Genomic DNA, 26,444 nt, shown 5'->3' with positions numbered 1-26,444 from the left:
CCTTGTACTCCCCTCGCTCCCCTTACTCCCCCTGTTCTCTCATCTCCTTGCTATGTTTCTCAAATCGATTCACCTGAGACAATTTCGTAATTACCAAGACCAAAAGGTTGAGTTTACCGCTGCCAAGACAATTTTGGTGGGTAATAATGCTCAGGGAAAATCAAATTTATTGGAGGCGGTGGAGTTATTAGCCACATTGCGATCGCATCGTATGGCCCGCGATCGCGATTTAGTGCAAGAAGGAGAAGCGATCGCCCAAATTAATGCTTCCTTAGAGCGCAAATCTAGTATTAGTGACTTGACTTTAACCCTACGTCGCAATGGGCGACGTACAGTGGCGCTCAATAGTGAAATTGTGCGTCGCCAAATGGATTTTCTTGGTGTTTTGAATGCCGTTGAGTTTTCTAGCTTAGATTTAGACTTGGTACGAGGTGGCCCAGAAGGTCGTCGTAGCTGGCTAGATACTTTATTAATTCAACTCGAACCTGTATATGCTCACATTTTGCAGCAATACAATCAGGTTTTGCGACAACGCAATGCATTTTTAAAACAAACTCAAGATTCAGCACTCAGTAGCCAGCAATCAGAACAATTGGCTGTATGGGATACTCAGTTAGCTACCACAGGTACACGCGTTATTAGACGACGTGAACGAGCGCTACAAAGGCTAGCACCAATTGCAACTAATTGGCACGCTAGCATCAGTGGTAGTACGGAAGAACTGCAAATTAAATATGCACCCAACGTTCCCTTGGGAGAAAATTATCCCCAAGAAGTACAACAAGCTTTTTTAGAAAAAATTCAGCAGCGAGCGATCGCGGAGTTGCGCCAAGGAACTACCCTAGTAGGCCCTCATCGCGATGAAATAGAATTAATTATTAACCAAACACCAGCGCGTCAATACGGTTCTCAAGGTCAGCAGCGCACCCTAGTACTAGCGTTGAAATTAGCCGAATTACAATTAATTGAAGAAGTCGTTGGCGAACCACCACTGCTATTACTGGATGATGTTTTAGCAGAGCTAGACTTATATCGCCAAAATCAGTTACTTGATGCTATTCAAGACAGGTTTCAAACTTTAATCACCACAACTCATCTTGGTTCTTTTGACTCACAGTGGTTGAATTCATCCCAAATTCTCTTGGTAAAAGCCGGAGAAATATCATTGCCAAATCCGCTTGACTAAGCCAACATAATAAAATGTGAAGCTTCACCAGCTTTCCAAACTTGTCAGAATAGAGATTAAGGTGTTTGCCAGCAAAATGACAAATTTTGCTTAATATTATTTCAGGCTATCAATGGAAATTTTTAATAAATAATTTTTATTGATAAAATCTTGGCTTTTCCATAAATTTTTATCAAGCTTTTTAGCATTACTGAAATTAAATTTGAGTTGCTTTTTTCAACTATTTTAAAGCCTCCTATTTAAGGAAATAATAACGCGATCATCTTACATTAAGTTTTAGATATGATGCAAAAAAATTATTTATTAAATAAAGATGAGATTGTTGCATTAGGCGCATCTTTACGAGAAATTGAGCCAAAGATACTCAAAAAATGTCAACAACCAGGAATAACAAGAATGTGGTTCCAAGGAGAAGAACCTTATTTAGATGTTTTCTTTGAATTAAAAGATGATGAAATATTATGGTTTCAATTTACTTTACGTGGTAAATCAGTTTCTTGGGACTATCAAAAAGGGCAATTACAAACTGGTACCACTAATGAACTTAATTGCAACGATGTCAGCTTTTATGCAGCTAGTAAAACAATTGAGAATGATATACAGCCTAATTTAGATTTAATTACTTCAGTAAAAATGATTCTCCAGACTAGAGCAGAAGAAGCTATCTTTGCTAAGGCTCTGAAATTATTCAATTAGCTAAATTCTTTATTCTTAAGTTAGAAATTGATTGTTTAAGGAACAATTTCTAAACTAAATGTAGGGTGTGTTACGGCTATGAAAGGTTTTGGGGCCTAGAGACATTAAAATTTAGCCGTAACGCGCCGTCGCGTGGGTGGTGCGTTAGGCGACTTTATAAATCATCTCTTAATTCCATCTTTCTAATTTTTTAAAAATATTGAGAACTAAAAAAGTGAGGAAAGCGCCAATTAAACTTAATTGCCACAAGTTACATCCCGCAGCAATTCCTAAAGCGGCTGATACCCAAACAGCCGCAGCTGATGTTAATCCATGAATTTCAGGACGCTGCGAATCGTTGGAAGATTCGCGCAAAATCTCACCAGCACCCAGAAATCCTATCCCAGCAGCAATACCTTGAATCACGCGACTAAGTGCATCAGCGTTAGCTTGCAACCCAACTGTATGCAAAGGTATGAGGGTAAACAGAGCAGAACCAAGACTGACTAACATATGAGTTCTTAAACCTGCTGGCTTGTGTCGCAGTTGGCGTTCCCAGCCAATAATCCCCCCACTTACCAATGCAATACATAGTCTAAAGATAATATTTAGCCAATCGTTGGTCATTAAGTATCAATATGATAAGTGTTTAATAATACTGAGCTAAGTTCAGCGTTGATCAATAAGTGTGAAGGATAAAAATTGCTAACTGTTTATCATCCTTGTCCATATTTTCTCACGTAGCTTGAGAAGATATTCTAGACCTATCTGAAAGTTTTGCACTTATTAACGTTTTTATTCTGGACTCTTTTTGCAAAAAATTCCTAATTTCGGCTGATTGATCAGCAAATTTCTACCTTAGGCTGGATACATATTATGTCAATATCAATTCATAGGAATTTTTATCTTAGAGATAAAAATTTCTAAATTTAAAGCTTATTATATCGATATTTAGTTATGTAAAATAGTTTAATCTGCACAATGCACTACAAATTGCTAAATTTAACCATACACTCAATAATTAAATGAGATAACACTTTTGGAGAGCGGAAATATTATGAATTCAAAAATTATGAATTCCTTATATCTGACAATTTAAGCACTAATAATTAGTGTTATTAATTGTTAATTTTCAGTCATCAGCTAATTCTGGTAAAGTTTTCGGCTTTACTTCTGATTTTCTAAAATCAAGTTGTGCTAAAAATAGATACAAAAAACTAGAAGCGCATCGGTGAGTTAACCAGCGGTTCACAAGCAGGTGATATTGCTAGTATTCAACGGCGTAATTTCCCCAATAAACTCATCCCTGGTGACGACATTACCCATTCTCATTTACGCCTTTGCAAAAACCAAAAATTCCAGCAGAGTAACTACTCTAAAATTTAGAAGACGTAGAATCAGAGAAAATAGAGGAATTTGGCGTTAAGTACCAGAGAGGATTCGAGCTTAAGTTTGTATAAATGGTCATTACGGTGACCTAAGCAATTGAATGACAACTGAGTACAAAAAATTGAGTGGACAAACTCTACTGGCTTGACCAAATTAAACTCCAAGACCGCGCCAAAGTAGGTGACAAAGCGTTTTACTTGAGCAGAATTATGCAGCGTGGCTACCCGGTAGTACCGGGTTTTGTCATTGGGGCAGAAGTTTTGCGAGAATTCTTAGAAACTCTCAATAGTTCAGAGTCATTAGTCGCTGATTTGCCATATTCTTCTTTGCACCTAGATGTTGGTAATTGGCGACAACTCCAGCAGGTAGCAGGGCGTTTGCGTCAGGAAATTATTGCTGCCACTGTACCATCGTCATGGATGAGTAAGCTTTTCAAAGCTGCAAGAGAATGGGAAAGTGGCTATCTAATTTTGCGCCCTAGCCTAACGGTGCCAAATAATAACAAGCAAGTTGGTAAGATTTCTGGGTTGCTAGAGTCAATTTTTTGCCAATCCGATCAAGATGCGATCGCCAAAGCATTAAAGCAAACTTGGAGTCAGTTATTTCGAGCCAGAAGTCTACTATATTGGCAGCAAGCAGGAATTAACCTGCAACAAGTTAATTTAGCAGTTTTAGTGCAACCAGTTCGCAATGCCATTGCCAGTGGTTCAATTAATGCGAATACATCTGCGTGGGAAATCACTGCTACTTGTGGATTAGAAGTAGCGATCGCTAATGGTGAAGTTCAGCCAGATGTCTACTATATTCAACCAGATACAGGCAAACTGCTCGAGAAACACCTCGGCAATAAAATTTTGGCTTATGGTGTTGACGCACCAGGTAGTACAGATGAATGGCAAGCATTACCAGATTCTGTCCTAATCGCGGATGATACAGCTTTAAACACCTATTTACTGGCAGAAAACCAACAAAAACAATACGCCTTACCAAAAGAATACCTGCCACAAGTGATAGATTTAGCCAGTCAACTTGTGGGTGAATTCGGTAAACATTTTTCTGTGAAATGGACGATTTTGCAGGCAAATCCCACCCCTAAGCTTTACTTAACACAAGTTAAATCCCCCCAATCTGCCATCCCTAATGTACACATCATCAAAGGATTAGGGGCAGCGAGGGGACGTGTCACTGCAACTGCCTATGTCGTTGCTAATTCCCAATTTCAACCAGAAAAACTACCCCAAGGAGCGATTTTAGTTGCTCGCTCTATCAAGCCTAATTGGTTACCTTTATTGCAACAAATTAAAGGTATTATCACGGAGCAAGGAGGATTGACGAGCCATGCCGCAATCCTAGCTAGGGAATTGGGTATCCCCGCAGTTGTCAGTGCTACAGATGTCACCGCTTTAATCCAAAACGGTGAAAAACTGATATTAGATGGCGATCGCGCAGAAGTTTATCGCGTCAAAGCAGATGTAGCCCTAGAAGAAGTTCAGTCAAAATGGGGTTCAGCAGAGGCTTTAGAACTCAATTACCTGCATTCTTCCATGTCCTCGCCTACCAATACCAATTCCTGGGAATCTCCTGATTCTGGTTTTGCGTCAGCCAAACCGCTAATTGCTACTCAGTTATTACTCAATCTCAGCCAGCCTAACCTCATAGAGCAAGTGCAAAATTTGCCTGTAGATGGAGTAGGGTTATTACGCTCAGAATTGATGATACTTAATATCCTCTCAGGCGAGCATCCTAGTAGCTGGCTAGCAGATCAGCGACAGGCAGAATTATTAGAATTATGGACTGAGCAGATTATGCAATTTGCTCGTGGCTTTGCGCCGCGGCCAGTATTTTACCGCTCTTTAGATTGGCGATCGCACGAATTACCATCCTTCCCCAATCAGCAGCAATCTTCACCAAAATCAATTTTGGGCGAACGCGGAATATTTAGCTATTTACTCAATCCTGCAGTCTTTGAATTAGAACTGAATGCTTTAGCAACAGTGCAAAAAGCTGGTTACAACAACATTAACCTTTTGTTGCCCTTTGTTCGGAGTGTAGAAGAATTTACCTTTTGTCGCCACAAAGTAGAGCAAGCCGGATTAACCCAACAGCCGCAGTTTCAATTGTGGATGATGGCAGAAGTACCCAGCGTACTATTTTTACTACCAGAATATGTGAAAGCGGGAGTAAATGGTATTTCCATTGGCACAAATGACCTCACGCAACTGCTACTCGGAGTAGATCGAGAGCAACAACAGCTAGCGCGAGTATTTAACGAACTCCAACCCGCAGTGATGAATGCGATCGCTCAACTCATAGAAATGGCGAAAAATGCCGGAATTCCTTGTGCCATCTGCGGTCAAGCCCCAGTGACTTATCCAGAAATCATCGATCATCTAGTGCGCTGGGGCATCACAGCCATTTCCGTAGAACCAGAAGCAGTAAGCCGCACCTACGACGCGATCGCCCGTGCAGAACACCGCCTGATTTTAGAAGCCGCACGCCGGCAGTTGACGGAATGAGGCAAGAGGGCAGGGGGAGATGAGGGAGATGAGGGAGATGAGGGAGATGAGGGAGATGAGGGAGATGAGGGAGATGAGGGAGATGAGGAAGGAATTCCCATTACCAATTACCAATTACCCATTACCCCATCCCCAATGCCCAATGCCCAATGCCCCATGCCCTATTTTATATACCCTGTCTCACGTAAAAACTTGCGTAATTCTGTGAAAAATTGGTTGCGATCGCTTTTTTTGTAAGCTTGCTGTACTTGTTGCCAGCCTTGTTGTCCTTGACCGAGCATATATTTATCTGCTAGGTAGGCGGCGAGGAATCCTTTACCACTGATTTCATCTTTTTTTTGATGCAGCCTTTGCAGCCACAATCCTTGAATCTGGACTTATTTCACGTCAAGGAGGGTAAAGTTTCATCTTTCTGTGGACTTACAGGGGGAGTATATTTTATGGGGGATTGGGGAACTCGGGGCCCCCTCTGGGGATAAGGGGTAATGGGGATTGGGGATTGGGGACTGGGTAATGAGTAATGAGTAATGAGTAATGAGTAATGGGTAATGAGTAATGGGAATTCCTCCTCTGCTCCCTCATCTCCCTCATCTCCCTCATCTTCCTCATCCATTTTTAGTCTGTTGCGAATTCATGGGTATAGGGATATTCCGTTGTTGAACCCAGCCTAAAGTTACTCGTTTCATGATGGCGTACAAACCTATCAGGATTACAAAAGTGATGGCAATAATGACTAAGGGCTGTTTACCTAAAATTTCCTCTGCACCTTTGGTAAGTAATGCATCTGGCTGTGTAATAAAATCCCAACTATTGAAACGCAGGAACCTTCCCCAGTAAATACCAACAGCAGATAGTGCATGGGTAATCAACTCAACCCATAAAATCCACTGGCTTTTGCCAATTCGGTGTAAATAGTAGCCTAAATTAATTAAAGATAGGACGTAAGCTTCAAATCCAGCGAAAATTACTAAAATATAGAGCGGAATTAATACTAAAGTAATCATCCACACTGATTGAATGGTGCGGATATCATCTATCAAGTGAATGACATCTGTTAATAAATAGGGCGCATTTGGTAGAAAAGCATAGAAAACTAGAAATCCTAGCCACCAAACCCAACTTCTACCGCGATTTCTGCGAAATAGCCAAACGCTCAAAGCCAATGGGATGAAAGCTAGAAAGAGATTCCAGGTCATCCATTTCATGTTAATTCGTAAGACATGCACTAGTTTGATGAGCAATTCAACTAATTCTGTTTTCATAAGTACTATCTCGCAATCGTTTAATTAACTTGGATTTGTTTCTATACTGATAAATTAATTGAGTGATTGTCACTATTCTCAAGATGAAAAGGGTTTTATGCCCCAGCCTCATGAAATCTATTTATTGAAACCCCAAACAAGGTAATTTTCTTTGTAATAAATAAATACAGGGTATTGAATGAAGAAATTACAGAGTAATTTTAACTTAGATATGAGGTGTTGCCAGTGCCACTAACGTCTCATTTAGTTATTAATTGGACTAGTCCACTAGTATAACCAGAAAAACATGAGTGGCAAATCTGAAGTATTTATCAAAACCAGTAGTTATAAAAAGCACATTTTTTTAAGAATAAATACATATTAAAAAGCTTCTATTTCTAGATACAGCAGATTCCACCTTATTTACGAAAGGCTACGCCAAAAAGATTTAGAGACTATTATCATGGCGCACAGTTGTAGCCCTCATAACATTGTGCAAAATAAATGCCACACATAAAATGACTGTAGAGGCGTACAAATGTACGCCTCTACCAAGGTAAGCTGTTACGTGAAAAATGAAAAATTAATTACTCGGGCTGACTACAGTATTTATTCAGGTCGCCTACTAACTTATCAGATTCCTTACCAGCAGTTTTAGCTGCGGCTGTTAACGCTGTGTCAATTTGTGTTCTGGCTTTTTGCAGCTTTTCTCTACCAGCTTCTGAGGCTTCGGCATTTTTAGCTGAACCAAGCGCTTGAGCTGCTTTGGCGATCGCTTGACTTAAATTCCGGAACACCTGAGCAAATTTGCCTTGAAATTCTTGTAACTTGGGATCTTTTAAGTTTAAGTCTTCTATAGATTTAGTGACAGCTTGTAAATCTTTAGATAGTTGCACGCTGGTAATTACTTGCTGTCCTTTTTTCTTATCAATCAGAGAATTACCTTCATTGACTGCTTGAATTAGTCGCTGGCATTGAGAAGCTTTATTCTCATTGCATCCAGCCATCAACAACGCAATAGTCAAGCTAACAGGAACAATAACAGTATATTTACGTAAAATAAACATTAACCCACCACTAGCAGTAAAATCCCAATAATAGTACCCAATATTGCCACAATCTTGTTGTGACTTAAATCGGTTACAGGTATTAGAGCAGAAAGCCCACCAATAAAACCCTGAAAATTTTTTGGATTTTCAGGGTTTTATGTCCTTCAGGGGTGGGATGAATGCGTTCGCGGAGCGTCTCGAAGAGAAGCACCTAAAGGTGCAGTGTCGTTTTTCAGTGTAAAGCTGTGGTTAGGGCGTTGATAGCCGCTTCCCTTTTCTCGGACTCATCTAAATATTTTTGCGCCCACTTTTCGCCTAAATGTTTTTTGAGGCAAAGATACTCATTGATTGGCGCATAATAAAGATGGATTAGTGCTTCATAGCATGAAGTAGGAGAGGTGTATACATCCCAAGCTTGTAAGGTGAATGTATCCGCCTCTTCTTTGTTTCCACCCTTGACGTAAGCAAAAAATTTACCTGATTGGTTATCATAATTTTTTTGCAGGGTATTTAAATATTCATCTAGTGGCATATCGGCTACGCCACCACCGGAAAGGCGGACATGAGGAGCATTTGGTAACGGTTCAGCTATCACATAAAGCCTTGGTGGATCTCCTTTCCATGAGTCCTTGACTACAGGATTCATCATCGGTTTAACCCCAAAACTTAAATTTGCAATTCCATGTATTATCCTGGTCGGTTTCTTCTACATCTGAAGAAACCGCGTCATACTGCGACGCTACATCCTTGCATTCTTCTCTTGCCGACTCCTTGTTTTTAGCCTCGATAATCTCGCTACCTTCCTGCAAGGTGGCTTCATCATCTGGCAAATACTCGCCCATTTCGTTGCTAGTTCCGCCCCAAGAAAACCAACCCATATTTAATCCTCTGAAATATGTTATGCTGATATTGTAGCGTAAGAGGTTATCGATTGCTAGTATACGAGTTCAAGTTAAAGGGCAAACAGCAGCAGTTCAATCTGATTGATGAAGCAATCAGGACTGCTTTGTTTGTCCGTAATTCTTGTGTTCGCTACTGGATGGATAACCCAAAAGTTGGCAAGTACGATTTAAGCGCATTCTGTAAAGAACTAGCCGCTAACTTTGAATGGGCAAACAAGCTCAACTCAATGGCAAGGCAGGCATCAGCAGATAGGGCTTGGGCTGCAATTTCTCGGTTTTATAGCAACTGCAAGAAAAAAGTTCCAGGCAAGAAGGGTTTCCCGAACTTCAAAAAACGCGGACATTCCGTGGAGTACAAAACCACAGGATGGAAGTTGTCAGAAGATAGAAAACATCTCACTCTGACTGACGGTTTTGAAATTGGAAAACTCAAATTAGTTGGAACTCATGACCTACATTTTTATCAAATCAAAGATATTAAACGTGTCCGATTGGTGAAACGTGCAGATGGTTACTACGCCCAATTTTGTATTGCTGTTGACCGAGAAATTAAAGTAGAACCAAGCAAAAAAGTTATTGGACTAGATGTTGGTTTAAACCACTTCTACACCGATTCCAATGGAGATAAAGTAGAAAATCCTAGATTTTTGAGGAGATCCGAAAAAGCATTAAAACGCCTGCAAAAACGGGTTTCTAAAAAGTTTAAGAAAGGTAATCCCCAATCCAATAACTACAAAAAAGCTAGAAATAAACTAGCAAGAAAACACTTGAAAGTTAGTAGACAGCGCAAAGACTTTGCTGTGAAGTTAGCAAGGTGCGTAATCCAGTCTAACGACGTGGTTGTCTATGAAGACTTGCAGGTGCGGAACATGGTTAAAAACCACAAATTAGCCAAAAGTATTAGTGATGCGTCGTGGTATCAGTTCCGGTGTTGGCTTGAATATTTTGGCAAGGTATACGGCAAGATAACTGTTGCTGTACCACCACATTGGACAAGTCAAAACTGTTCTAATTGTGGAGAAACTGTTGTCAAAACTTTGTCAACCAGAACCCATGAATGTCCCCACTGTGGAACTGTTTTAGACCGAGACGAAAATGCAGCACTGAATATTTTGGCTAAGGGATTAAGTACGACGGGACACGTCGGATCTAACGCTTGGGGAGAGAACGACCTCTGTTTGGATCTGGTAACAGGTTCAGATAAGTTGGCTCAGTGAACCAAGAATCCCACGGCTTCAAGCCGTGGGAGTGTCAATTCACTACGTTACTGGACTAGGGGCTAAGGGCTAGGGACTGTTTTCCAATCCTCAATTAGACTTAACAACAAAAAGCGGGAATAACTACATCCCGCTTTAATTAGTGAATTACCAATCTACTGGTAAACCTAACCGATCTAAGGTATCCCCATCTTTTAAAAGTGGCTGAATCTCCCTGTCTATGGGAATCTGACCTCCAGCCAGTACCAAAGCGCGCTGAGTAACTTTACCCAACCAATGGAGGTCATGGGAGGCAATTAATATTACCTTTACTGGCAATTTTAATAACACCTGTGCTAAATGCCGCCGCCATGCTGGATCGAGACCGTTAGTAGGTTCATCTAAAATCAAAATTGCCGGCTCTAGAGCTAAAATTGCGGCGAGAGCCGCCAAGCGTCTTTGTCCGCCAGAAAGTTGATGAGCGGAACGGTTGGCATAGGCTTCTAAGCCAAAATCGGCTAACAGCTGGCGCGCCCGATCAATTGCTAATGCTGGGGAAACACCATAATTACGCGGCCCAAACGTAATATCTTCTAAGATGGTGGGCATAAATAATTGGTCGTTGGCATCTTGAAAAGCAAAGCCGATTTGACGACGCACTTGGGATAGAGTTTTAGGTTCTACGGGAATGCCATTGATGCAAATTCTCCCGCTTTGTAGTTGTTTTAAGCCGATAAGATTCTCTAGCAAAGTGCTTTTTCCTGAACCAGTGGCTCCCATCAAAGCCACGCGATCGCCTGCTTTTAATGTAAAAGAAATATCGCGCAATACTGGTTCTTGATTGGGATAGGCATATACCAAGTTTTCCACCTCTACCGCAGCTGGGTGAGGGTGATGGGTTGGAGATTGGGGATTAGATGTTAAAGATTTCAAAATTCACAACTCGAAATTCACAACTGCGCTGTTACTAACAGTTAATAGTTAACTGTTAACTGTTGACTGTTAACTGGTAGGAACTAATGGTTAAACAAGCCGCGATCGCACAAGCTGCTAATAAAGCAACACGCTCTTTTGGTCTTAATGTTGAGTCTATTGGTAACTGACCGTTGTAACCACGAGCGATCATTGCGGTGTAAACTCGTTCTGCCCGTTCTAAGCTCCGGAGATATAAGGCTCCAATCATGGACGCACTGGCGTAGCGCAGCCAGCCAGCAGAACCATTGAGACCGCGTAGTTGAGCGCTACGCTGCATTCTTGTGACTTCTGACAATAAAATTTCTAGGTATTGTCCAGCTAATAGCAAATTCTCCTTTAAAGGTAATGGTAACGGTAAACTTTTTAGGGCAATGCCAAAGCTATGAGCAGGTAAAGTTAACAAGAAACTATTCATAGCAATTAAACAGATTACAGAACGAACCAGCAAAAAGCTTGCCCGTTCCCACCCTAAAGGTAAAGCCAGCAAGGATAAAAACAGCAATTCCGTACCGAGTAACTTTCCCAGATGAGGAAGATGTACGCGCAACAACCAGGCCCAAAAAAATGCGATCGCACCATACACAGCCAAGTAAGGCCAAGCATGATGCTTTAATAAGGCTGCGCCGATGACAATTATCAGCGACAGTTGCAGACGTAATGGTAGGGAGATGTTAAGCATTATTCGGTCTCACCACCTTGGCTATGCCAAAGGCGACAGCAAAGCAAACAGCAGCTCCCACAAGTCCCGCAATACTGGTGCCAATGGTTCCCAAACCCTGGATACCGTAATCAGCTAAAGGTGTAGGCACAATTACCCGTACTTTGTCGGATAAATTGATAAAGCCTAAGTTCTCGGCAACTCTTTCTAAGCCATCTGGCCAAGCTGAGGCAAAAAGTGATAGTACACCGGCTACTAAAAAAATAGTAACAACTGGTATTGACCAACCTCGAAATTGCTGCTGTTCCCCAGGTAATAAATCCGGTCTCTGTCTAGCGAGGTAAACTAACACGCTACCAGTAATTAGCCCTTCACCAATGCCAATCAGAATATGAGTACCTGTCATGGCTGGTAAAACTATAGCTACCGGTGCAGTTCCAGAAATAGCTAACTCCAAGGCACAAGCTATAGCTGCTACTACTACGCTCACACCGGCTGCAATCCCAGCTGCTAAAGGTAAGCGTTGTCTCGACCCTCCTAAAAGTCTTTGCAAAGTTTGAGTTAACCCCCAACCCACCCAAACGCCAATAAAGGCCATATTCAAAATATTTGCACCTAAGGCTGTAATTCCGCCATCGGCAAACAACACCGCTTGGATAATTAAGACCGTCGCGATGCATAATGCCCCAGCCCAAGGACTACCTAAAATAACTGCTGCTAAGGTTCCTCCTAATAAATGTCCACTAGTCCCCCCGGCGACAGGGAAGTTAATCATCTGGGCAGCAAAAATAAAAGCTGTAGTTAAACCCAGTACTGGAGCGCGGCGAACCCCAAAAGCGTCTTGCGATCGCCTCAATGCAATCAAGAGTGCTGCCGCACTCGCTACACCAGTAGCCCCTGCTACGGGTATAGAAACAAATCCATCAGGAATGTGCATGATTTGCCCCGTGTATGATGTTTTGATTCACACAAATTACTTAATGTAATTGCGGCATTAAATTAATAAAAAGCAGAAAACTTACCCTTTTTACAATGCCCTATTGGGGGATTTTATCCTGATACTTTCGACAGATTGACAATAAAATATGCGTTAAATAATATACTTATTTTTTAATATATCAACTTTTATTAATTTTATTTTTAGATTACATAGTAAAATTAGCGAAAATGCAATGTTACTAGCTGCTAGGACTAGTGTTTAGGCTTTTAGTAAATTGACGAATATTCATATTTATCTATTTTTAGACGCAAATTAATTTGATATCTATCTACGGGAAAAACCGAAGGCTAAAAATAAATTTATCTTTATAGCCCAGAATTCTCATAAGACAAATTAGTGAGATTTAATTCTGTCTCATCACTAAATTTGCTACTTTTCGCAGCCATAGTATTTAATAATACCTAGTGAGCAAATTTTTGAGAAGTTAATCAGTTAAAAATCATGGGGAATTATAAAAATAATTTTCTAAATATATTTTGATTTTTATTAATAAAATTTAACTTATTAATGTTGGCTAATTGAGTGCTGCATAGCAATTCACTGGTATGACACAAACTATTTTGCGTTTTTGCTACCGCCTATTTATCTATAGCTAAAAGTCAAAAAATCTTGACATCCACACAAAAAGTGGAGGCAATTCTCACTCAGGAAATATTTATAAATTTATTGACAATAATTCTTAATCACTCTAATATACCAAGAGTAATTGCAAATCTTTTGCAACATTCTATTCTAGCGCTAACCGTTATTTAATGTCATGCCCAACAACTTAGCTTTGGCAAAAGAACAACTTTGGAGCCGTCGTCAGTTACTGAAGCTGGGTTTAGGTGGCACTTGTGTGGCGGGAGCAGCAGCGTTATGGCACGCAACGAGTGTCAATAGTCAGTCAATCGTCAAAGTGCCACCCCTGGAAATTGCTGCATCTGAAGGCGTTACTCAGCCCATGAAGATGCTAAGAAATTTCGATTATGGGACGTTGAAAAAAGAAAATGGACGCACTATCCGAGAGTTTCAGTTAACTGCAGGTACTTCTGTCATTCAGCTTAATAGTGCTGTTTCCTATAACATCTGGGATTTAAACGGTCACATACCAGGGCCAACACTAAGAGCCAAACAAGGCGAACGAGTACGGATATTATTTCTCAATAAGGCAGGACATTCCCACTCTTTACACTTTCATGGGGTTCATTCATCAGATATGGATGGTATTCGCCCTGTGAGTAATGGGAGTGCGACAATTTATGAATTTGATGCTGAACCCTACGGCGTTCATTTATATCACTGCCATATTGAGCCTGTTACTCGTCACATTGCTAAGGGATTATATGGGATGTTTATCATCGATCCCCCAAAACCCCGTCCGCCAGCCGATGAAATTGTGTTGGTCATGGCTGGGTATGACATTAATGATGATAGCCGGAATGAATATTACGCTTTCAATGGTTTGCCTCACCACTACATGGACAATCCCATCCGAATTTACAAAGATCAGTTAATTCGGCTTTATGTCCTCAACATCATTGAATACGATCCAGCCGTGACATTTCATCTTCATGCCAACTTCTTTAATGTCTATCGTACTGGCATGACGATGACTCCTAGCGAGAAAGCTGATGTGATCACGATGGGTGTAGCGGAAAGGCACATCTTAGAATTTGCATTTCGCTATCCAGGGAAGTATATGTTCCATCCCCATCAAGATGCGATCGCAGAAAACGGTTGTATGGGTGTATTTGAAGTGATTTAGTAATCTTGAATGATGGCATCAGGGTTTTGGAATATTGAATAAAAATCATACCTAATAACAAAGAATATCAATAGTTCCTAATCATACCTGGAACTCATGAAATCATTGGTTGAAAAACTTTTTAGGAGCCAAAATGATTAAATTGCGCTATGTCTGTTTGGCCGTTGCCGCTTGTGCTATTGTTTCTCTCAGTTCTTGTAATAATACTACGCCAACTGCTAGTAATGCACCTGCAGCAGTTGCAACTAGCTCCACTACCCAAGTGACGGAAACAGGAAGCCATAGCAATCATGGTAGTAAAGCAAAAATTAATATCAACACTGCTATCTTGTCGGAGTTAGATAAATTTGAAGCCAAGCTAGGTGTGTCGGCGTTATCAAACAAAATTCAAGCCAGCCGTCCCTATGCAACTCCAGAGGATTTGGTAAGTAAAAAGGTAATTAATCAAGAACAGTTTGACCAAATCAAAGATATGGTAACTGTGCAAGAAGTCGTACTCACAGGTGAGCCGAAAGATGTTGATTACATGACCAAATTAGGGTTAATGAAGGGACATCTGTTAGTAGCAAAAGAACTTTTAGATCAAAATCAACCCAAACAGGCGGAACCTCATATTGGACATCCAGTTGAGGAAATTTATGTTGATGTGGAAGAGCAATTAAACGAACGCAAGGTTAAAGAATTTAAGACTACTTTGGTGAGTTTACAAGATTTAGTCAAATCTAATCCCAAGAATCCCAAACTGAAAACAGATTTTACTACTTCTGTGCAAGCCGTAGATGGCGCGATCGCAACTTTACCAGAAGCGCAACGTTCCAAGCCAGGATTCGTACTCCAGGTAATTAACGGCTTATTGGATGCAGCCAACTCAGAATATGGAGCTGCGATCGCCAATGGTAAAATAGCCGCAGCCATTGAATATCAAGATTCTCGTGGCTTTGTCGTCTACGCCGATGACTTGTACAAAAGCATTGCTAGCCAGGTAGCCCAAACCAGCCCAGAAGCCAATAAGGCAATAGAAGCAAGTTTTGCTGACTTAGTCAAAGTTTGGCCCGCAGCCATCCCACCAGCAACCCCAGTGAAAACGCCGGAAGATGTCACCAAGCTAATCAAAACCATTGAGCAAAACTCGCAAATAGTGATTGACAAAACTAGCACCCAAGCACAACAATAGCAATTCTGCCGGATCACAGATGTAGATAGACGAGTTTAAAATGAGTGAATAGTGAGGAAATATTTAGAAGTTAAAAGTGAAGCTCGTTTCAACTTTTAACACTTCAGAAGAGTATAACTTCTAACTTATTTCTCATTACTCTACATTCGTAACCTTTGCTGAAATTAACAACTGATGCAAGAACTTGACCAAAAAAAGACCATTGATCTACTCAATGCCATCATGGAATTTGAACTAGCAGGAGTAGTGCGTTATACACATTATTCCCTGATGGTAACTGGCCCTAATCGCTTACCAATCGTGGCTTTTTTCAAAGCACAAGCTAGTGAATCGTTACTTCATGCTCAACAAGTAGGAGAAATTCTGACGGGTTTAGATGGACATCCTTCATTGAAAATCGCCCCAATGGAAGAAACCTACAAGCATTCAGTCAAAGATATCTTGGCAGAAAGCTTATCCCACGAAAAGAAAGCGCTAGATTTATATAAGGCTCTTTTAGATACTGTCACAAATGCCAGCATTTATTTAGAAGAGTTTGCCCGTGGCATGATTGGTCAAGAAGAGATGCATAATCTTGAATTGAAGAAAATGTTACGCGATTTCAGTTAATTATCGTTAGTCATTAGTCATTAGTATTACTAAGGACTAATGACAAAGCGCGAAGTCTGAGCGGAGGTTTCCTCCAATCAGAACTTTGTAAGAGAGGACAAAGGACAAACAATGAATTTTAGTACTGCTTTACCTACTTTTGTAATTACGCTCAGAGAAGGAGTAGAAGCTGCTCTCGTAGTGGGAATTGTGCTGGCTTTGTTGAAAAAAGCTAAACAATCTCGACTCAATTCTTGGGTATATGCGGGTGTTGGTGTTGGTGTTGTTTTAAGCGCGCTTATAGGTGTAATTTTTACTTGGTTAATTCAAATATTAGGCGCAATTAATCCTCAATATACTTCGGTAGTTGAGCCAATAATGGAAGGCACCTTTAGTGTTTTGGCAATAGTCATGCTCAGTTGGATGCTCATCTGGATGACGAAACAAGCCAGATTTATGAAAGCTACCGTTGAGGGTGCTGTTACTGAAGCACTAACACAAAACTCAAATGCAGGTTGGGGTGTTTTTACATTAATTTTGGTGGCTGTAATTCGCGAAGGTTTTGAAACTGTTTTATTTATTGCTGCTAATTTTCAACAAGGATTTATGCCTGCCTTGGGTGCCCTTGGTGGCTTATTATCAGCAGTAGTGATTGGCGTACTCTTGTTTAAATGGGGTGTCAAAATTAATATTCGCCAATTTTTCCAAGTTATGGGCGTTTTATTAGTTTTGATAGTTGCTGGATTAGTAGTTTCTGCATTGAAACATTTTGACGATGGCATTGCTAATTTAGCACTCAGCAGTCGCGCTACAGAAAGCCTTTGTTTTTATTACGAACGCTTTACTAAAATTCACTCTTGCATTTTAGGGCCAATGGTTTTAAATACTTCTAAAATCTTGCCCGATGAACAATTCCCCGGCATTATTCTCAAGTCTTTGTTTGGCTATAGAGACAATCTCTATCTTGTGCAAGCAGTAGGCTATTTAACATTTTTGTTGACAGTTGGTGGTCTTTACTTCCGCAGTATCACAGGTAATTCTTCTGCTCCAGCTACTAAGAATTTGCGCTCTGTACAATAAAAAGTCGGGTGCGTTAGCGCTACTTGTAACGCACCATCAATAATTCATGATGAAGATAAAACTTGTGTGAGTTTCTGACAAGCCTTTTGAATTGCATCTATACTCCCAGGATTCACCAAACCATAATAATCAAAACTATAAACTCGATTATTTTTAGTGGCTTGTAATTGCTGCCAAAAAGCTTCTTTTTTTAAAGACTCTAAAAGCTGAGGGTCTGTACTATTCACAACAATTAAAACATCTGGATTTGCTTCCAATACTTTTTCAGCCGAAAGCGTCACATACCCGCCAATGGGACTTTTACCCTGAAAGTCTGCAACTAAGTTTTTGGCATCAAATTTGGCAAGTAAATCTCCAGCCCAACTATTTTTATTTGGAGCTAAAATTGGTTGACGGCTAACAAGCACTAAAGTTGAAGGATTATGAGTTGGTTTATCTGCTAAAAAGCTTTTGTAGCGATTTAATAAAGGCTGAGAATCTACATCAATTAACTCAGCAAGTTTCTGTGTCAATTTTTCTAGAGATTCCCAACTATTAACTTGAGTAAGAATAGTAGAAATTCCTAGTTGCTTGAGTTTCTCAATTGGCTGATTAGAAAATCCTTCTGCACCAATTACTAAATCTGGTTGCAAGGCAATAATTTTTTCCAAATTAGGAGGAGTTTGACCTTCACTCACACGGGGAATATTAGCAAAATTGGGGTCATCTTTAAATAATTTGCTACCAGTAATACCTACTAATTTAGTTTTATCAAGTTGATAAATAATATCAGCAGATAATGAAGATAGCGCCACAACCCTTTTTGCTGATACTTTTGCTAACGCTTGAGAATTAGAGTTAGCAGTTGATTTATCCAATGGCTGCTGAATATTTGCAGAGTTACAAGCAAACAAAAAGATACTTAGTAAAATTGCTAAAGTAGATAATATCCAACGACGAAGCATTATGAATCCTGAGTAATTATATTGGGGTTTAAATAACTTATACCAAATCAAATAATCTTTGCGATCAATCAATAATATTCTAGAGGGCAAGGCAATGCCTAGCCCCTACAATCTGTCGCATTCTTTTTTCAAATTGGTATGAGTCAGTCCTAAATTAATGAGAATTATATTCTTAGTAAATAATTTTACATTTACTATGCAAAATTCAATTAAATCTATAGATGCAAATTATATATCTTATAAATTAAGATAGATGGAAGCAATATCTTATCAAGATTTCTGTAATGTATTATACATTTTAGTTTAAATAAAAAAAGACGAGTAATAACACTAGCCAAAAATCCTGAATCAGGTGTGACAGTGCTACTCGCCAGTAACTATACAAGGTTTATTGAGAAATACTATATTTAATATAGGTTAATTAGTAGTTAAAATATTGTTCATACAAGAACAAATATTTAGAAATCATAGATAGTTTATAGTAAATTATTTTACTTAAAAAAATACTTCATCAAGTCTTGATTTCTGCTATAGAAGGTAGAGATTTTTATACTTTATACTTCACATTCATCAAGAGTGTGGGAACAAAGAAGCAGCTATCACGCACATGGTAATTTAGTTAACTTTCCACAAATCTTCTGGAGTATTACAGTTAAACAGCATTTCTGGTTCCAGCAAAGGCAAAACTTGCACAGAATTTTGCTTCAACCACTGTTGAAATGAACGCCCGCCTTGATTGATAAACTCTAAGAGTTGCGGTAAACATCTTTGGCGATAAAAACCACAAAGAGGTTCCCATCCTTTAGCATGATGAGCCAAAGCTGCGATCGCATCATCCCCCACAGTATCTAATCTAGCTATCCACTCTTGCAGCACCTCAACCCTTAACCTGGGCAAATCGCAAGCCAGCAGCAACACCCAATCTGTGTGCACCTGCGCTAGTCCTTGAGCAAATCCGATTAAGGGGCCGTGGGGTTGAGGGTTGGGGATTGGGGACTGGGGACTGGGGATTGGAGATTGGGTACTGGGGACTGGGTACTGGGGACTGGGTACTGGGGATGAGGGGGATTCTTGGATGAATTTACAATCAGGGAGAAGCAAGTTTTGATAGCGTTCTGGCCAGGGAGTAACTATATAAACGGTATCAGCACAAGCTTGAGCAATGGTACAAACACGCTCTAACAAAGGTATTCCTTGAATTTTGAGCAAAGCTTTATCTTCACCCATCCGCGCACTTTGACCACCCGCAAGCACAATTGCTGTTAAGTTGGTGTTTGGGCATGGGGCATGGGGCATTGGTGTTTGTTGTTTGGTTTTTTGTATTAGACATTTATTATCTCTCCCTCATCCCCCTCATCTCCCTCATCTCCCTCATCTCCCTCATCTCCCTCATCTCCCTCATCTCCCTCATCTCCCTCATCTCCCTCATCCCCAGTCCCCAGTCCCCAGTCCCCAGTCCCCAGTCCCCAGTCCCCAATCCCTATCCCCTACTCTGACTCTGCTGCACTTGTTGCCACATTTGTTCTACGCTTTCTGCTGGTGCAAGGCATTTCAAACCTTGGCAAACTAAGGCAATGCTGTTGTCTGGCAAATTTGATGCTGCTGCAAACACCACTGTAGGCAAATGCTTGGGAATTAAAGACTTGATATGTTCAGTATTGGTAGTGCGAATCAAAGTCGAATTTCGATACCAATCTAAAGCTGTAAATAAACTGGGACAAGCTTGAGTAGCACTACTCATCACACTCCGAAAGGCTTTTAAACCTTGTTCGGCTAAATTTAGATAGTCCAGATTATCAGTAAGTAAAGTGAGACGGACAAGATTAGCGATCGCAATACCGTTGGCTGAGGGTGTAGCATTATCTGCATAACTGCGTTCGCGGACAATTAAATCTTGACTCGCATCAATTGCGGCGTTGTAGAAGCCGCCTAATTCTACACTCCAGAGAAATTCGTTGAATTCATCTTGCAGTGCGATCGCTTTTTCTAACCAAAATGCGGGGGAAGATACATTTCCCATCCCCAAAGAAGCTTGGTGTAAATCTAGTAGCGCTTTAATAAAAAACGCGTAATCTTCAGACTGCGCTAGCAGATGGGGTTGATTGTCATAATTCAGTCGGTGAAAACGCCCATCAACGAACTGATGCACCAGAATGAAGTTTGCCGCTTTTGCTGCTATTTCCAAATATGATGCTTGTTGAAATACTCCCGCAGCCCTTGCTAAACCAGAAATCATTAAGCTATTCCAAGCCACAATCATCTTTGTATCTGTGACTGAGGGAATGCGTCCCGGCCAATTTGTGGTTTTGGCTTCTTGGTTATTGCGTGCAGGGGGGAAAGTATCTAATGATTCAGCATTTACGCCGTATCTAGCAGTAAATAACTTATGTAGAGAGATTTCTAAGGTATCACTCAGTTTCCCTGGATGTCGCCTTTGCAACACAATCTGCCCTTCAAAGTTACCATTAGCGCTAACTGTAAATTCTTGTTGTAATTCTGCGAGTTCCTCATCTGTAAGTAGTTCTTCTAGTTCCCTGTAACTCCAAACGTAAAATGCGCCTTCCTCTGGCTCTACTGCTGTGGAGTTGGTGAAACTATCAGCATCTTGGGCGGCGTAGAAATAACCTTCAGCAGCAGTCATTTCCCTAGAGAGCCATTGTACAGTTTTGGCGATCGCTCTCTCAAATGCTGGTTCTTCTACTCCTGCACTCCATAAATTCGCTAAATACTCCACAATTTGACCATTGTCGTAGAGCATCTTTTCAAAATGCGGTACTGTCCATGTAGGGTCAACAGTATAACGGTGGAAACCACCAGCCACATGGTCAAAAATCCCGCCTAACGATAAATCTAGCCCACGCTGAGTAACAACTTGTGCGCCATCATAGCGCGATGGAAAATTTAACCGATTTAAACGTAATGCTAATTCGCCATAGGGAATCATCGGGAAACTATTCCCTGATGGGTTAGGGCTAATTATTGCAGTGCAAGTTTCCCAACCTTTGCGGAGTAATTCATTTTCTGCAACATCCCCACCTGTACCATCTTGCAACACAGCCGAAGTCAGGAGGGCTTCGGTAATTACAGCTTTGCGTTGCTGTAAATCATTTTTTTCTGTATCGTAGTAGCGCCGAATTGCTTGTAAAACTTGCAAAAACCCCGGACGACCATAACGCGGTTCTAAAGGAAAATAAGTACCAGCATAAAACGGCACCAAATCATCGGGAGAGAGAAATGCATTTAATGGCCATCCTCCCTGACCACTCATCATTTGCAAAGCTTGCATATAAATGCTGTCGATATCCGGTCTTTCTTCCCTATCTACTTTGATGGGGAGGAAATTAGCATTCATATATTCAGCAATAGCTAGGTCAGAAAAAGCCTCACCTTCCATGACAGTACACCAGTGACAACTAGAGTAGCCAATTGAAAGAAAGATAGGTAGATTCTTTTCCTTGGCAGTTGCTAGTGCGTCATCACACCAAGGCCACCAATCGATAGGGTTCTCAGCGTGTTTGCGGAGATAGAGACTCTTAGCTTCAACAAGACGATTAGTCATGAGCAGATGGGAGTGAGTTGCCTTCTTTGCTCAGTCTATCGTTCCAAAGCCTGAGTGAAAAAACAACATTAATAGGGGGTTGAGCATAATCAGAGTTTATCAATACCGACGACCTAGAGTAGAAGTTAGAATAATCACACAGATTTTATAAGTTTGGGCAGTTTGATTTCTAGATATAGGTATGCACGAATATACAGTCATTAGTCATGACAGAAAAAAGATTTATTACTCTCTAGCATTTTTGAGTGGAGGTTTAAGTCCAGTTCTTGTAGGTTGGGTTAGCCAAGCATCAAATTTAATAAGTATTCCCTTAATTGCACCATCAAGTTTAGCCATATTTGGTTTACTTTTCCTACTTTTTGATCACTTCCTTTGGAAATGGAGCCTATTTTACAAAACTGGAATCATTAAGATACCTAACTTGAGTGGGAAATGGAATGGATATATTATTAGCTCTAAACAACCGCAACAAAAAATTCCAGCTACAATCACGATATATCAAACTTATTCTAATATTCGCATTCGACTAGAAACTCCACACGCTAAAAGCATTTCTCTTATGGCTGCATTTGAAATGGTCGATCCTGCTTGTTTTCATCTAAACTATGAGTATCTTTCTGAATACAGATCACCACAAGGAGTAATCAGTAGACATTATGGAGTAACAAGGCTAGATATAAAGATTGATGATGATAAAGTTGATAAAGAACAAAGGGGTTATTACTATACAGAGAAAGAGCGCGATGCTTACGGTGAAATCTATTTTGAAAAAATGGTAAAGCGAAAATAGTGTCAGTAAATCCAATTATGGATGAACAAATTGAGAAATTAGTTAAAGATTGTCTGCAAAAGTTGGGAAATGAAAATTTCAAAAAAGAGATTGTAAATCTTATTAATAAAAATGAAGAGCAAGATGTTTTGACAATTATAGTTAATGAAGGTGTGCATCCCAATTCACCTGACCATAATCATGGTGAAGTTTATGTGGCTTCTAGAGGAAATATTGATTTTAGTTCTAAAGAAATTGTGGAAAAAGAGTTTAATCAAATACTAATTGGAGTTGCTAAAAAACTTAAATCGAAACCCTGGAAAAAAGTTTATTTAGTTCCATTTGGCCCTGCTGTCTTGTCAATGCAAATCAAGCTTCTTGTTTACAGAATATTGTATATAGAAACCATAGATTTTCTATATGCGGGACACGGGATTTACTATGATTTAAACATAAATCTGAGAATAATAGCAGCCGATTCATAATAGCTTTAGTGATTTTAGTATGTCAGCCGAGGTAATCGTGCCGAAACCAGAAAATTCTACGAGCTAGGGGCAACATTCATCCTCAAAATCGCGCAAGCGGATTGTAGTGCGATCGCTCTATGAATTATGATTGCGAAATTGTATCGGAAAACACTCTTACACTCGAAAGCCAAAAATTATGGATAAAGACAAATTACCCCTTTAACAATATCCAGCATTAGCGAGATTGGTTAAAGGGGTAACTTCATAGCAGTAATAGTAGTGACTGAAGTCAAGAAGCAAAAAGTGTAGAGAATGCGAAACCAGTACGTAGTAATTCACAAAATCTTCTTAGCGCCCAGAGGGAAACAGTAAGCTGACAATTGAAGCTGGTGTTTCCGACATAGGCATGGCTGCTTTTGTCTCAACTCTAGTATTTGGGTTAATTCCTGCTATTAGGTGGAGTATGAAAGTGATAATGGCGGCTTGCACAAGTTTTTCCAGCATGGCAGGTCTCCCTTTCGGTGGACAGCGTTTCTGATACTGTTGGCGAATTATTTCTTAACACTGCAATTAACGAGAAACCCGTCGTTTCTAAAGATCTTGGGTTTCCCTTTGCCAAACTTACCTACGAAAAAATTAGGTTTTTTGGGGCTTTAAAGTATTAAGTTATATTTCGCCAACAGCATCCGTTTCTCGACAGAATTAGTTACTCTAACTACACCCCGTACTATTGCATTACCGGAATTTAGTAAATATTCCGGATAATTGCCGATAGCAATATTAAAAAAAGTTGAAAATGTTACCAACACCTGACAAAAAACCACCAACTAGGTGGAAGTGTTGATGACTGCGAACACCATGCTACAAAGGTTTTGCAGCACACCCTGATATTTTAGGGTTGGTGAGCGTGATTACGGGATAAGTATTCAGACTCATACCGTGAAAAAAAGTGCCCGGTAGAAGGGACTAGGGATTGGGGGCTGGGGATTAGGGATTGGGGACTGGGAGATGAGGGGTACAAATGACAAATGACAAACCCCTATTACCAATTACCAATTACCAATTACCAAATGACAAATAACAAATGACAAATGACAAACCCCAAATCCCAACAATTAGCCGTTGCGCTCGATAAAATGGATTTAAATAGCTACAAGTAGGCTGCATGATTCCTATAGTCATTGAACAATCGGGTCGCGGCGAACGCGCCTTTGATATCTACTCACGTCTATTGCGTGAACGGATTATCTTTTTAGGACAACAGGTTGATAACTCCATAGCGAACTTGATTGTTGCCCAACTACTGTTTTTAGATGCTGAAGACCCGGAGAAAGATATTTATTTGTACATCAACTCTCCAGGCGGTTCGGTAACTGCTGGTATGGGCATTTTTGATACTATGAAGCATATTCGCCCTGATGTCTGTACCATTTGTACCGGATTAGCTGCCAGCATGGGCGCTTTTCTGCTCAGTGCAGGTACTAAGGGTAAGCGGATGAGTCTACCCCATTCTCGGATTATGATTCATCAACCTTTAGGTGGCGCGCAGGGTCAAGCAACTGATATTGAAATTCAAGCGCGGGAAATTTTATATCACAAGCGACGGCTAAACGATTATTTAGCCGAACATACAGGTCAACCACTTGAGCGCATTGCGGAAGATACTGAACGCGACTTCTTTATGTCCCCAGAGGAAGCGAGAGACTATGGTTTAATTGACCAGGTTATTGACCGTCATTCCGCAGGTAGCCGTCCAATGGCTGTTGTTTAGTCATTGATCATTGGTCATTAGTCATTTGTTGTAATTGACTAGTGGTGATGTACCTTCGGTGATCCCATTAATCAAAACCCCCCTTCAAACCTCTTCACCACTCAGGAAGGAAAGTTAAGGGGGGTATTTATTAATAACAAAGGACAAAAGACAAATGACAAACCCATCAAAATCCCATTAACGGATCTTTTGGTGTGGGTTGAGATTCTAAGTATTGGAGAAATCCGTGCAATTCATCTTCAGTCAGCAAAGTCCGCCCGCGCTTACCATAGGTTTTAATTAAATGCTCCCTTCCTTGTTCTGGTGTCCAGCCTAAGCGCTGAAGTTCGACATCAGTTTTGGCAATCACATCAGATAAATCTACGGGTTCACTTTTCTTCCTTTTCTTCCCTGTTGTTACTGTCGGCGTTCCCACATCTTCAGAGGAACTGTAACTGCGAGGGGTAAAGGGTTTCACATTACTAGGGGTAATGTCTGGTAAAGGTAAAATTTCTGGCTCGTTGCTAGATGTAATGTCTAAATCGCCTGGGGTATCAAACTGGGCTTCTAACTCAGTATTTATCGGTAAAGGTTGACCGAATTCTGGGCTGTAAGTATCGGATTTACTAGCGCTGCGAATGTCAGTGGTAAGTTTATCTGGTTGGTTATGCTGTCCATGATCAGCCAGTATTGATACTTCTTTGCTACTGGGTACTGACCACTGACTACTGCCAAAGTCTGGTTCTTTGCTAGGAGAATAAGGCGACTCATTAAACTTACTAGCTTTGTTCAAGTCAGGATGATCTGGCAACGGCGATGCGGGAGGTGGAGCAGTTACCACCGTTTCCTGAGGCGCGTTTTCTGTCCCTAAAACCATTAATGCCCGATTTCTGGCATTATCTTCGGCGGCTTCGATGGTTTCTGCTGCGGCTAAACCAGTCGTGCGGGTTACGCCTTCGATTTGGACACTAACACGGACAATATATTTTCCTTGAAAAATTTGCACTAACTCAGAAATAATACTACCTTTGGGATACAAGCTCTGGAATTGAGCCAACATCATAATGCCACCAATTTTAAGACTGTTGAATAAAGGGGGTTGATACTACCTATGTATACAAGCTAGTACCGCTAAAGAGTGAGTAAAAGTCACAAGAATTGTATTTTGAATTGATGAGACTTTGTCAGATGCTCTGTTGATTTCTCCAGTAATGTACTAGTGTCACTATTAGGCATTAAAAAGTCAAAAAGCTGATTAAATAAGCTTTTGCCTATTTTGAATAGTAGCTTTATTTCTGGCTACTGTACTAGTATTGCACTCAAAAAATCTTCAGAAATATGTAGTTAGTCGATGAGAAATATCTCAGGCTTAAGTGCTGACTACGTACTGAGCGATCGCAAATCGACATCTTCTTTCCACAAAACTTATCAACTCATTAGTCTGGAGTGAAAAGCTGGCGATCGCGTACTTTGCCATATGCTTATGGATCAAAGTAGTATTGGCACCTGACTCCTGGGCCTTGATTGTCGCAGTAGCTCTTTTGCGAGAAAATTTTAAGCTACTGATAGCAAAATCTGA

At 40.4% G+C, this 26,444-nt stretch carries 28 protein-coding genes; 11 read left to right on the top strand and 17 right to left on the bottom strand.

Features of this window, described 5'->3' with window-relative positions; genetic code table 11:
• The first annotated feature begins 52 nt into the window (after positions 1-52).
• Positions 53-1,186: a DNA replication/repair protein RecF gene (gene recF / locus HGR01_RS09050; RefSeq protein WP_045869442.1), complete on the top strand. Its 1,134-nt coding sequence runs from the start codon at positions 53-55 to the stop codon at positions 1,184-1,186.
• Positions 1,187-1,468: 282 nt separating this feature from the next.
• The gene (locus HGR01_RS09045) at positions 1,469-1,882 is read left to right on the top strand and encodes a hypothetical protein (protein WP_045869443.1); all 414 of its coding nucleotides are present in this window, start codon (positions 1,469-1,471) and stop codon (positions 1,880-1,882) included.
• A 168-nt stretch (positions 1,883-2,050) separates the two neighbouring features.
• On the opposite strand, the gene HGR01_RS09040 is transcribed toward HGR01_RS09045, so the two are convergent.
• Positions 2,051-2,488, bottom strand: a complete 438-nt coding sequence (locus HGR01_RS09040; protein ID WP_045869444.1) for an MgtC/SapB family protein — start codon at positions 2,486-2,488, stop codon at positions 2,051-2,053.
• An 887-nt stretch (positions 2,489-3,375) separates the two neighbouring features.
• On the opposite strand from HGR01_RS09040, the gene HGR01_RS09035 reads away from it, so the two are divergent.
• Positions 3,376-5,766, top strand: a complete 2,391-nt coding sequence (locus tag HGR01_RS09035) for a putative PEP-binding protein (RefSeq protein WP_045869445.1) — start codon at positions 3,376-3,378, stop codon at positions 5,764-5,766.
• 161 nt (positions 5,767-5,927) lie between these two features.
• On the opposite strand, the gene HGR01_RS09030 is transcribed toward HGR01_RS09035, so the two are convergent.
• The 6 genes from HGR01_RS09030 to HGR01_RS09005 all read right to left on the bottom strand — a co-directional run bounded on the left by HGR01_RS09030 (position 5,928) and on the right by HGR01_RS09005 (position 8,934).
• Positions 5,928-6,128, bottom strand: a complete 201-nt coding sequence (locus HGR01_RS09030) for a hypothetical protein (RefSeq protein WP_045869446.1) — start codon at positions 6,126-6,128, stop codon at positions 5,928-5,930.
• 20 nt (positions 6,129-6,148) lie between these two features.
• Entirely contained in the window at positions 6,149-6,379 is a 231-nt protein-coding gene (locus HGR01_RS09025; protein WP_045869447.1) for a hypothetical protein, read from the bottom strand.
• Positions 6,372-7,028, bottom strand: coding sequence for a DUF1361 domain-containing protein (locus HGR01_RS09020; protein ID WP_045869448.1), 657 nt, complete (start codon positions 7,026-7,028; stop codon positions 6,372-6,374). The genes HGR01_RS09025 and HGR01_RS09020 overlap by 8 nt, the downstream gene beginning before the upstream one ends.
• A gap of 566 nt (positions 7,029-7,594) precedes the next feature.
• Positions 7,595-8,074: a hypothetical protein gene (locus HGR01_RS09015; RefSeq protein ID WP_045869449.1), complete on the bottom strand. Its 480-nt coding sequence runs from the start codon at positions 8,072-8,074 to the stop codon at positions 7,595-7,597.
• A gap of 214 nt (positions 8,075-8,288) precedes the next feature.
• Positions 8,289-8,705, bottom strand: a complete 417-nt coding sequence (locus tag HGR01_RS09010; protein ID WP_045869450.1) for a hypothetical protein — start codon at positions 8,703-8,705, stop codon at positions 8,289-8,291.
• A 4-nt stretch (positions 8,706-8,709) separates the two neighbouring features.
• The gene (locus tag HGR01_RS09005) at positions 8,710-8,934 is read right to left on the bottom strand and encodes a hypothetical protein (RefSeq protein WP_045869451.1); all 225 of its coding nucleotides are present in this window, start codon (positions 8,932-8,934) and stop codon (positions 8,710-8,712) included.
• Between the two features lie 53 nt (positions 8,935-8,987).
• Between HGR01_RS09005 and HGR01_RS09000 the strand changes: the two genes are divergently transcribed.
• Positions 8,988-10,175, top strand: a complete 1,188-nt coding sequence (locus HGR01_RS09000; protein ID WP_045869452.1) for an RNA-guided endonuclease InsQ/TnpB family protein — start codon at positions 8,988-8,990, stop codon at positions 10,173-10,175.
• A 147-nt stretch (positions 10,176-10,322) separates the two neighbouring features.
• On the opposite strand, the gene HGR01_RS08995 is transcribed toward HGR01_RS09000, so the two are convergent.
• From HGR01_RS08995 to HGR01_RS08985, 3 genes are read right to left on the bottom strand one after another with little or no spacing between them, the layout of a single operon-like run.
• Positions 10,323-11,087 carry an energy-coupling factor ABC transporter ATP-binding protein gene (locus HGR01_RS08995; RefSeq protein WP_045869453.1) on the bottom strand — a complete coding sequence of 255 codons (765 nt, stop codon included), beginning with the start codon at positions 11,085-11,087 and terminating at the stop codon, positions 10,323-10,325.
• A 55-nt stretch (positions 11,088-11,142) separates the two neighbouring features.
• Positions 11,143-11,808 (bottom strand): energy-coupling factor transporter transmembrane component T family protein, encoded by a 666-nt coding sequence (locus HGR01_RS08990; protein WP_045869454.1) that lies wholly within the window; start codon positions 11,806-11,808, stop codon positions 11,143-11,145.
• Positions 11,801-12,724 carry an energy-coupling factor ABC transporter permease gene (locus HGR01_RS08985; protein WP_045869455.1) on the bottom strand — a complete coding sequence of 308 codons (924 nt, stop codon included), beginning with the start codon at positions 12,722-12,724 and terminating at the stop codon, positions 11,801-11,803. Before HGR01_RS08985 ends, HGR01_RS08990 begins: the two co-directional genes overlap by 8 nt.
• Positions 12,725-13,544: 820 nt before the next feature.
• On the opposite strand from HGR01_RS08985, the gene HGR01_RS08980 reads away from it, so the two are divergent.
• The 4 genes from HGR01_RS08980 (at position 13,545) to HGR01_RS08965 (ending at position 17,376) form a co-directional block, all read left to right on the top strand.
• On the top strand, positions 13,545-14,534 hold the full coding sequence (locus tag HGR01_RS08980; protein ID WP_045869456.1) for a multicopper oxidase domain-containing protein: 990 nt from the start codon (positions 13,545-13,547) through the stop codon (positions 14,532-14,534).
• 133 nt (positions 14,535-14,667) lie between these two features.
• Positions 14,668-15,708 (top strand): ComEA family DNA-binding protein, encoded by a 1,041-nt coding sequence (locus tag HGR01_RS08975; protein ID WP_045869457.1) that lies wholly within the window; start codon positions 14,668-14,670, stop codon positions 15,706-15,708.
• A gap of 174 nt (positions 15,709-15,882) precedes the next feature.
• Positions 15,883-16,317 (top strand): ferritin-like domain-containing protein, encoded by a 435-nt coding sequence (locus HGR01_RS08970; protein ID WP_045869458.1) that lies wholly within the window; start codon positions 15,883-15,885, stop codon positions 16,315-16,317.
• Between the two features lie 111 nt (positions 16,318-16,428).
• Positions 16,429-17,376 carry an FTR1 family iron permease gene (locus HGR01_RS08965; RefSeq protein ID WP_045869459.1) on the top strand — a complete coding sequence of 316 codons (948 nt, stop codon included), beginning with the start codon at positions 16,429-16,431 and terminating at the stop codon, positions 17,374-17,376.
• A gap of 44 nt (positions 17,377-17,420) precedes the next feature.
• On the opposite strand, the gene HGR01_RS08960 is transcribed toward HGR01_RS08965, so the two are convergent.
• The 4 genes from HGR01_RS08960 to HGR01_RS08945 all read right to left on the bottom strand — a co-directional run bounded on the left by HGR01_RS08960 (position 17,421) and on the right by HGR01_RS08945 (position 21,879).
• Entirely contained in the window at positions 17,421-18,320 is a 900-nt protein-coding gene (locus HGR01_RS08960; protein ID WP_045869691.1) for an ABC transporter substrate-binding protein, read from the bottom strand.
• Between the two features lie 615 nt (positions 18,321-18,935).
• The gene (locus HGR01_RS08955; RefSeq protein ID WP_045869460.1) at positions 18,936-19,616 is read right to left on the bottom strand and encodes a molybdenum cofactor guanylyltransferase; all 681 of its coding nucleotides are present in this window, start codon (positions 19,614-19,616) and stop codon (positions 18,936-18,938) included.
• 37 nt (positions 19,617-19,653) lie between these two features.
• Entirely contained in the window at positions 19,654-19,797 is a 144-nt protein-coding gene (locus HGR01_RS08950; RefSeq protein WP_210403078.1) for a hypothetical protein, read from the bottom strand.
• A 3-nt stretch (positions 19,798-19,800) separates the two neighbouring features.
• Positions 19,801-21,879: a thioredoxin domain-containing protein gene (locus HGR01_RS08945; RefSeq protein ID WP_045869461.1), complete on the bottom strand. Its 2,079-nt coding sequence runs from the start codon at positions 21,877-21,879 to the stop codon at positions 19,801-19,803.
• Between the two features lie 181 nt (positions 21,880-22,060).
• Between HGR01_RS08945 and HGR01_RS08940 the strand changes: the two genes are divergently transcribed.
• Together HGR01_RS08940 and HGR01_RS08935 are read left to right on the top strand one after the other, a co-directional pair.
• Complete coding sequence (locus HGR01_RS08940; RefSeq protein WP_045869462.1) at positions 22,061-22,669, top strand: hypothetical protein; 609 nt, start codon at positions 22,061-22,063, stop codon at positions 22,667-22,669.
• 17 nt (positions 22,670-22,686) lie between these two features.
• Positions 22,687-23,133, top strand: a complete 447-nt coding sequence (locus HGR01_RS08935) for a hypothetical protein (RefSeq protein ID WP_045869463.1) — start codon at positions 22,687-22,689, stop codon at positions 23,131-23,133.
• 330 nt (positions 23,134-23,463) lie between these two features.
• Here HGR01_RS08935 and HGR01_RS08930 read toward each other — a convergent pair whose 3' ends face one another.
• Positions 23,464-23,619, bottom strand: a complete 156-nt coding sequence (locus HGR01_RS08930) for a hypothetical protein (protein WP_168160956.1) — start codon at positions 23,617-23,619, stop codon at positions 23,464-23,466.
• A 661-nt stretch (positions 23,620-24,280) separates the two neighbouring features.
• On the opposite strand from HGR01_RS08930, the gene clpP reads away from it, so the two are divergent.
• Entirely contained in the window at positions 24,281-24,886 is a 606-nt protein-coding gene (gene clpP, locus HGR01_RS08925; RefSeq protein WP_045869464.1) for an ATP-dependent Clp endopeptidase proteolytic subunit ClpP, read from the top strand.
• 166 nt (positions 24,887-25,052) lie between these two features.
• Here the strand turns inward: clpP and HGR01_RS08920 are convergent, their stop codons facing one another.
• Both HGR01_RS08920 and HGR01_RS08915 read right to left on the bottom strand, forming a co-directional pair.
• The gene (locus HGR01_RS08920; RefSeq protein ID WP_045869465.1) at positions 25,053-25,925 is read right to left on the bottom strand and encodes a hypothetical protein; all 873 of its coding nucleotides are present in this window, start codon (positions 25,923-25,925) and stop codon (positions 25,053-25,055) included.
• A gap of 309 nt (positions 25,926-26,234) precedes the next feature.
• On the bottom strand, positions 26,235-26,357 hold the full coding sequence (locus HGR01_RS08915; RefSeq protein WP_255525206.1) for a hypothetical protein: 123 nt from the start codon (positions 26,355-26,357) through the stop codon (positions 26,235-26,237).
• Positions 26,358-26,444 lie beyond the last annotated feature (87 nt).

Source organism: Tolypothrix sp. PCC 7712 (genome assembly GCF_025860405.1).
Classification (GTDB): domain Bacteria; phylum Cyanobacteriota; class Cyanobacteriia; order Cyanobacteriales; family Nostocaceae; genus Aulosira; species Aulosira diplosiphon.
Note: the sequence above shows the minus strand (reverse complement) of the source record. Positions and strands in the feature narration are given on the sequence as shown.